We start from the raw sequence: 7654 nt of genomic DNA on the forward strand, positions 1-7654 counted from the left end.
GAGCGCATGTGCGCGGCTGTCCTTGTCGGGCTCGGGGTAGAGGGTGCGGATGTAGGTGCGGAACTCCGTTTCGGTGAAGGACGTGTCGAGCATCTCCTGCGCAAGGGCGGAGAATTCCTTTGCGTAGCGGACGGCTCCGTCGAGGATCTCTTCTGCTTCGATCATCCGTCCGGCAGCGTGACGTGTGTGTCGAACGGAGAATGTGTGCGGGAGGTTCGGGATGAGTGCCGTCATGCCGTTGGAGCACACGAGGCGCCGACCGATGAGGGCTGCGGTGACGTCTCCTCGACCATCGTGATTCGCGCGGATGGAGAGGGAGAACTTGACGAGATCGCCCTGTCCGATCGTGACGTGTCCGTCGGGGATTGAGAAGTCCATGAACACGCGTCGACCGCCGTCGAGCTGACCGGCTTCTGTGGGGCGCGCACCTCGAGCGAGGAAATGCTCGCCCAAGGCGAAGACCTCGTCGTTCTGGAGCGGGTTGTAACGGTTCCCCACGACACCGAGCGTGAGGCTGTTGTCTGCGCGCGTGACCAGTCGCATGCCAGGAATCGACGTCGAGGTCATGCCCTCGTCGGTCATGACCGTGAGGTGGTCGGCAGGCAGCACTTTCAGGCCCCAGTTGAGGTTTGCCATTTCGGTGGCTTCACCGATGGTGCTGGCGTTGGAGACGTCCGTGCCGAGGTGCTTTCCCGGGCGGACGACTGTGGTCGAGATGTTTGTCATGAGTTTCCTTCGCTAGTTTCTATTCGATCTGACAACATTCACTTTAATGACACCTCCCCCTTCTCGCAACCCCCGAGTTCAAGAAGTCGCTTCGGATGCAGCGGCATGCCGATGAGGCGCGATCGCGATGGCTTGCGTCTCGACCGGAAGCGCTCTACGGTGAATGATGTCAGATCGATTAACAGCAGGCGTCGAACCTCTCTCGTCCGCGAAGCGCACATCAGAGGGCATATCCAGTAGACGCCACCATCTGGGAGGAAGCATGTCTCGAAAGCTCACTCTGGCCACGGCCACGGGAGTCGCACTTATGTCTATCGGCGCTTTGGCTGCCTGCGTGCCGCTCGATGAGCTCAGCGCCTCGCTCGACTATGACAGCGCAGCAGAAGAAGTCCTGCTGCCCTCCGGGGCATCGGCCGTCCCTGCTCCGGTCTCCTCTGACGAGGCGGCGCAGTTGCTAGCCGGCGTCCCCAACGGCGAGCCCGGCAATGTGCATTACGAACGGGATCTATTCGGCTCTGGTTGGCGTGACACCAACCAGAGCGGGTGCGACGCCCGCAACGAGACCCTCGCGCGCGACCTCACCGACGTCACGTTCGAACCCGGCACCGATGAATGCGTTGTCCTCACCGGTCACCTCAATGACCCATACACCGGAACGTCGATCATGTTCGAGCGCGGACAGGACACGAGCTCTCTCGTCCAGATCGATCACGTTGTACCCCTGTCCTGGGCGTTCCAGCAGGGGGCATCTAGCTGGGCAGAGGAACAGCGCGTGCAGTTCGCAAACGACCCGCTGAATCTCCTCGCCGTTGACGGCTCTTCGAACATGTCGAAGGGTGACTCTGGTCCGTCAGAATGGCTGCCCGAAGCGGCGGGCTCCCACTGCGGGTACGCCAGCCGTTTCGTCGTCATCCTCGCGGAGCATGACCTCCCCGTGCCCAGCGCAGACCGCACAGCCCTTACGGACATCCTCGATTCCTGCACTGGCGAGGGGGCGGATTCATGAGCGCTTCATCCTGGGCTCGTATTCGCCCTGGCGACACAGCCACCATCCGGAATCGTTTCATCGCCGTATCTCGGAGCGTGACAGTGATGTCCCTCCTCCCGGCACCAGCCCTGGGTTTCATCGACGACGACGGGCAGACGTTCACCCACGACGGATATGAGCTCGCGATCGGGACGCCCCCCGCCGTGGAAGACTCCGCTCGAGATCTCGTTCGAGCGCTTGCCGACACCAGCAGTTTGCGCCGAACGTCATGACTGAGATCACTGCCCCTCGTGCGCTTGAGGCCCAGCTCCGCGCGTTGGCCGGCATGTTCAATCGCGAGGCGGCCGAATGGAACCGTCCGGGAATGCAGCGCACCAGGTGGCTCTGTGCGCAGGCAAGCGCTGTGCTCGAGGAGAGGGCCAGCATGGTGTGCGACGAATATGACGCATTCTCCGCGGGCATCTGGATTGATCAGGCCCGCGAGTTGATCATCAACATCCATGCCAAGCGCGGTCGCCTTGCACGTCTCCAGCGGCCTGTGGCCAAGCAGGAACCAGTTCGCCATGCTGCCTAACGCTCCCGTTGCAGCCCACGACTCGAGCAAACTCAACGAGGCCCTATTGGTGGCTGCTGTTGAAGCTGATCGTCTAGCTATGCGCGCGGCCGAGCTCAATCGGATTCCATTGAGCGCCCAACTGTTTTACCGCGCAGATCAGCTCCGCGTCGCGTCCGAGCGCCTTGACCTGTACCCGAGCTCTCCTGCCGCAATCGCGGCGCTCGAGTCAGCGCAACGGACGTTCCAACTCACACGTTCAGAGCTCGCTCTCCCGCCGCTCTGAGCCCGAGATCTCCCACCTGATAAACTCACCCCAGACGCCCGGTTGTTGAGTGGAGCCGATCACCTCGCTGTGATCTCTTCCTTCGCTGTTATTGATCTGACAATCTATAACTCCGACCGGGCGTCACTTATGTCTCCAGGGGTCTAACCGATTACCGCCTTTCTGTGGCGCACCCCAGCTCGTTACATCTGGCTCATGCGGCAGCACCTTCACTCCTGACCGCGCACGCGCAGGACGCCGAGTCGTACTCGACAGGGAGCATCGCGACTCTTCCTGCGGCGAGCGCTCCTTCGGCGTGGTGGCCCATCGCTTCGTCTGGTTGTGCGGGTTCTAGCCGGGCGAGCGGGTGATGGTGCTCTCCTGGTGGCGGCGCTGTTGACATTGCTGCGTTTCCTCGTATCGTGGATGTTGTCAGATCGATTAGCAGTGAGGAAATGCCATGTCATTCCTGATTTCGCACACGCTCGAGTCGGGCACTCTCCTTGAGGGGGCCGAGGCCAACGACGGCAGCCGCAGGGTCTTGATCCGTTACGGGTGGAGTTGGAGCCGCGCCATCAGAGTTTGGTATCTGCCCTACTCGCGCACCAAGTTGTCGCGCCGTTCCACGATCGATGCGACAACTCTTCACTTGCGAGCTCGCGGCTTCCAGGTTGAGATCGACATCGACGATGCCAGCATGCCTCTGCCGGCTCCCTCAAGCGTCGCGGGGCGTTCAACCCTCCGGGAGCCCTCCCCTGTGCCACCCTCGCGGCGGTGACGGTTGCGGGGTGCCCTCTGGGCATTAGGGGCTATTTGATGAAACGTCGTCGACGTGAGCGGGCTACGGCGAGCGCGATGGTGATGACGAGGATTCCGCCGAGAACGAGGAGGGGGATGATGCCGATGCCTGTGCCGTCGTGGCCGGTTGGGATGATGACGTCGGTTCCTTCGGCGAGGATGTGCCATTCGAGGAGGATGGGGCGGATCGTGTCGATGAGGCCTCCGAAGGAGACGACCCCGGCGCTGAGTAGGAATGCTGCGCCGAAGAGCACGAATAGTCTGTCGGTTTCTTCTTCGTTCATGTCGGGGTGCTTTCACTCTGTGACGGTGATCGTTTCGGCTTCGGGGATGCTCATCGTTGCTTGGTCGCCGTTGTCGTCTGTGTAGGTGATGGTGAGGCAGTCGTCGGCGTCGTAGTCGATTGAGACGTCGTCTACGGTGGCGTCGACTGCTAGTCCGTCGATGTCGATGAGGATGCGTGTTCCTGGTTCGAGCTCGCCGGCGGGGCATTCGTATGTCTCGGGGACAGCGGTGAGGACGCGGATAGTTTCGTGATGCGCCTCAGCCGGGGCGCGGTTCTCGGACGTTGCTTCACTATTGGGCTCTGGCGTGGGGACGAGTGTCAGGATGGGGCGCTCGTGGGGTTCGTGTTGGTCGTCGTCGGGGAGCTCGATACCGAGGCTGTGGAGGATGTTGCGGTCGTGGATGGGGAGCCCTGCGGAGATCTTCGGCGTCCAGTAGATCTGGGCGTGCTCGGGGTTGACTCCCATGCCGACCGATACCCAGGCGCGGCCAGGTTTGCTTTCGAGGCCGCTCGTGGCGATCGTGCTGCCGAACGTCATGAGCGATGTGGATGGCTCGAGGTTTCGCAGCGCGATGCGCACGGCGAACTGTCCGCGGCTGGAGGTAGTCAGCCATGTGCTGGCTGCCTGCTGCGAGGCGAGGATGACATGGACGCGCGCTTCTCGGCCGAGGCGGAGAATCGAGCCGAGTGCGTTCATTGCGGGGTGTGTGGAGCCGGTCGGTGCCTTCTCGAGGTCGAAACGCTCTTTCCAGTCTTCTTTTCCTTCTCCTGATTTCCACCAGGACGTGAGGATCTCGTTCATCTCTTCGCCTTCGTCGATGACGAGGACGATGGGATCGAGCGTTTCGCGTAGGTGCGGGCCGTGCTCCTCGAGATAGGCATATCGGGCATCCATCTTGTCTTTGACGGTGAGGATGTAGTCGACGATGGCTTCTTCTCTTGTGGCGGAGCGTCGCGCACCGGGTATGCGGTCGAGGTTGAACAGGCCTAGGCGTTTCGGGTCGATGGGCCAGATCTCTATGCCGCCGTTCTGGCTCTCTGCTCGAGCGGGGCGGTCCACGGGGAGCGCGGTGAGGATTGACAGCAGCAGGACGGTTTTTCCTCCACCGGTACCGCCGACGATGAGCACGTGCGGTAGTGGAGCGTCGAGGTCCCAGATGCAGGGTGTTCCGTCTCGGAACTGACCGAAGGCGACTTTCATCGGTGCGTTCTTGCTTCGCGGAGGGTGGTCGATCGCATCTGGCAGTGGAGTGATGGGCGTCACGCTCGCGGTGGCGTTGGACATGTCGAGGCGGAGCGTCAGCGTCTCGTCGTTGAAGGCGTCGCGGAGAGCCGTCAGTAGCCGGCGCTGTGTGGAGATTCGGCCGACGCGTTCGGTCGCGCTTGTAGGCCAGGTGAAGACGATCTCTTTGATCGCTTTCGTCTCTACGTCGCGCTGCATCGTGCGTGGTGAGACGCCGGGGAGAATCCCGGAGAGCACGTCACTGATGCGCACGATCTCGGGGTCTGGCTTCTCCGGGATCGAGGTGTCTCGTTGAAGAGTGACCATGCACCGACGAGGGTCGTGCTTGGCGACCTTGTACCTCTCCCCCATGCGTAGGGAGAACTTCTCCGAGATCTTCTGGATCCCGCGGTGCGCATCGAGATCTTCGGTCGGAGGAGCATATGCGATACGAACGCGTCCAGGGACGCCGATCCACCCGGACCACTTACTAGCGCGGACGAGCTCGCGCGTGGGGCGGTTCGGGGCGAGCAGCGGCAAGATCGCGTCGATGGCGATGTCGAGCTGTCGGAGCCGACACCACGAACGTGCTCCGAAGGTGACCATCAGCGCAGCCAGCAATATTGCTACGCCCCAGAGCAGGGCGATTTGGTCGGTAAAGTGCCACGCCATGTTAAGGCCATGGGTGATCGCTGCAAGAGCGAGGAGAGAGGCAGCCGGCAGAATCCCTGGGACAGGACGTTTGTCCAGGGTCCCGACGACATCGACGCGAGGCGCAGTCGCATCTGTGTTCTTGGTGACGCGGGTGGTGGTCATTGTGTCCCCTTGGTTCTTCTGGATGCTCAACGGGGTATGCCTGCGACAGACGACTCCACGGACAATCACGACGGGGATTCGTTGCATAAGACTTGACATGCGCGATAGGATTAGCCGCGACGGCGTTGCTCGCAAGGTCGGAGCGGCTAACCCTCCTGCACATCACAATAATTCCTAGGATTCGTAGAGTTCCTTCGAATCCTTGGTTCCCTTGTTTCTCTAGCCGTCCTAGAGTTCCTTGCCGTCCTAGGATTCCTATGGAATCGCGGCGCTGCGCTCTCTCAGCTCCTCGCCGTACGGGCACCGTTCCTACTTCGGAGCGTGCCGGCGCCCTGCCAGGCCCTCACCTCGCCCCTACTCGAAACCGGCCCCGGTAGGCCAACAGCAGCGCGATCTCACTACGAGAACACATCGCAGCAGAAGGAGCGCGGGGGCTATCGCTGAACGCTGAGATTGCCCTGTTCGGCCTGGCCGCTTGAGCGCCGAAGGCGTCTAGAAACCTGCACCCGTTCTCCGGCGGCTGCGGCGCTAGTGGTGTCGCCACCTACGGAGTAATGAATGGGGTCGCCGAGCATGAGGGGGACGTCGAAGAGCACCATGAACTCGCGAGGGTTGATGAAGTTGGCCCAGGTTGGATCTCCACCGATATCAGCGACAGTCTTGAGCTTGGCGACGTCGGGGTTGGTGTTCATCGTGGTGTCAATGCGGTAGTCGAGGTGGCAACCGAACGACATCCCCTTGTCGGCTCCTGCGTTTCCGATCACCCCGATTTGGGTGCCTGCGGCGACTTCATCTCCCACGCTGACGAGGTGGTCATCGAGATACATGTGGAGGTAGGAGATCACGAAGCCGTCTTCGTGCTGAATGCTCATCCAGAGCTCGTCGGAGCGCGTCACGGTTCCATCCATCGCCGCGAACACCGGCCGGTCGCACGTAGTCGCTGGCCCGCCTGGATACGACAGATCAACGGCTGCGTGCCATCTCGAAGCGTTCCCGCCGATGTTACGAGGCCCAAAGTCGCCGCCAGAGGACACGACGAATCCCGGTTCGATCGGGAGGACGACATCACCGTTCTGGGCCGCGCCGCTGGAGCAGCTACCGGATTCCTCCCCGAGGACAGTGACGATCTTGGTGGCGCCTGATTCCCACTTGGCGTAGCGCTCCGGGTGGCGTGAGAACTGTACTTTCTGAGCCGCCTCCCCCTTGGGCATCGCTCGCCATCCTTCGATGTCGAGCAACCCCCTGGGGCTCCCCTCATTCGGTCCCTTGGAACCGCCATAGAACGCAGCAGCGGCGTAGCGCTCATTCATGAGGTCTTCCACGGCTCCCCAGCTCATCGACGGCCGCTGCTGAAAAGCGTTCACGGAGTCTTCATCGCTGCCTTCGCCATCGTTGGGGAACTCAGAGGACTCGGGGACCGTATCGTTCGCGAGGTTGCGGAGAGTGGACTCCTGGAGCGCAACCATCAACGCGACGATGATCCCGTCGTCCGGGACCGCTGTCGCTCGCCCCACATTGATGATCTCCGCTGCGACCTCGAGTTGACGAACGCTGAGCGTGACGACGTTCGACTCGTCACCCTCGACGGTAATCTTGAGCTCTTCCTCTGCGGGGCGGACCACGCACCCGCCTGGCTCTCCTCCGCCGGTCCCGTCGGGGGCTCCGAAGATCGCCACAACAGTGAGATAGATCAGAGCAAGAAATCCGATGACTGGGATCATCGCGAAACTGATCAGGCCGATGACGAGGGCTCGGATCTTCATCGGTTACCTCCGCGCGAGGAGGAGCAACTTCCGGATGGCTTCATCGTGCTGCGGACGGAGGAGCGCCGCTGGCGCAAGTCCCGTCATGTCAACGGGCGTCGCTTTGTGCTCGATCGTCCCCTTGTCCGTGAACGTGATGAACGACGAATCCACGAACGGTGTCGCAGACGGCGGGTTCGACTCGATGGTGCTCTGCCGGGTTGGTGCAGCGTCCGCAGCCGGCGCAGCGTCCGCAGC

At 62.0% G+C, this 7654-nt stretch carries 7 protein-coding genes; 2 read left to right on the forward strand and 5 right to left on the reverse strand.

Annotated elements, in window-relative coordinates; translation table 11 throughout:
• Positions 1-726 (reverse strand): DUF932 domain-containing protein (locus tag G510_RS0112655; protein WP_029153913.1); only part of this gene is annotated, 726 nt, incomplete at its 3' end.
• 262 nt (positions 727-988) lie between these two features.
• Between G510_RS0112655 and G510_RS0112660 the strand changes: the two genes are divergently transcribed.
• Both G510_RS0112660 and G510_RS0112670 read left to right on the forward strand, forming a co-directional pair.
• On the forward strand, positions 989-1732 hold the full coding sequence (locus G510_RS0112660; protein ID WP_029153914.1) for an HNH endonuclease family protein: 744 nt from the start codon (positions 989-991) through the stop codon (positions 1730-1732).
• Positions 1733-1982: 250 nt separating this feature from the next.
• Entirely contained in the window at positions 1983-2288 is a 306-nt protein-coding gene (locus G510_RS0112670; RefSeq protein WP_029153915.1) for a hypothetical protein, read from the forward strand.
• A gap of 1053 nt (positions 2289-3341) precedes the next feature.
• Here G510_RS0112670 and G510_RS0112685 read toward each other — a convergent pair.
• From G510_RS0112685 to G510_RS18745, 4 genes are all read right to left on the reverse strand, one after another.
• A complete protein-coding gene (locus tag G510_RS0112685; protein WP_029153918.1) occupies positions 3342-3614 on the reverse strand; it encodes a hypothetical protein in 273 nt (90 codons plus the stop codon).
• A gap of 12 nt (positions 3615-3626) precedes the next feature.
• Positions 3627-5654: an FtsK/SpoIIIE domain-containing protein gene (locus G510_RS0112690; RefSeq protein ID WP_169562642.1), complete on the reverse strand. Its 2028-nt coding sequence runs from the start codon at positions 5652-5654 to the stop codon at positions 3627-3629.
• 434 nt (positions 5655-6088) lie between these two features.
• Positions 6089-7417: a M23 family metallopeptidase gene (locus G510_RS17660; RefSeq protein WP_051216754.1), complete on the reverse strand. Its 1329-nt coding sequence runs from the start codon at positions 7415-7417 to the stop codon at positions 6089-6091.
• Positions 7418-7420: 3 nt separating this feature from the next.
• A partial coding sequence (locus G510_RS18745; protein ID WP_029153920.1) for a hypothetical protein occupies positions 7421-7654 on the reverse strand: 234 nt, incomplete at its 5' end.

This window comes from Microbacterium gubbeenense DSM 15944, from assembly GCF_000422745.1.
Taxonomy (GTDB): Bacteria; Actinomycetota; Actinomycetes; order Actinomycetales; family Microbacteriaceae; genus Microbacterium; species Microbacterium gubbeenense.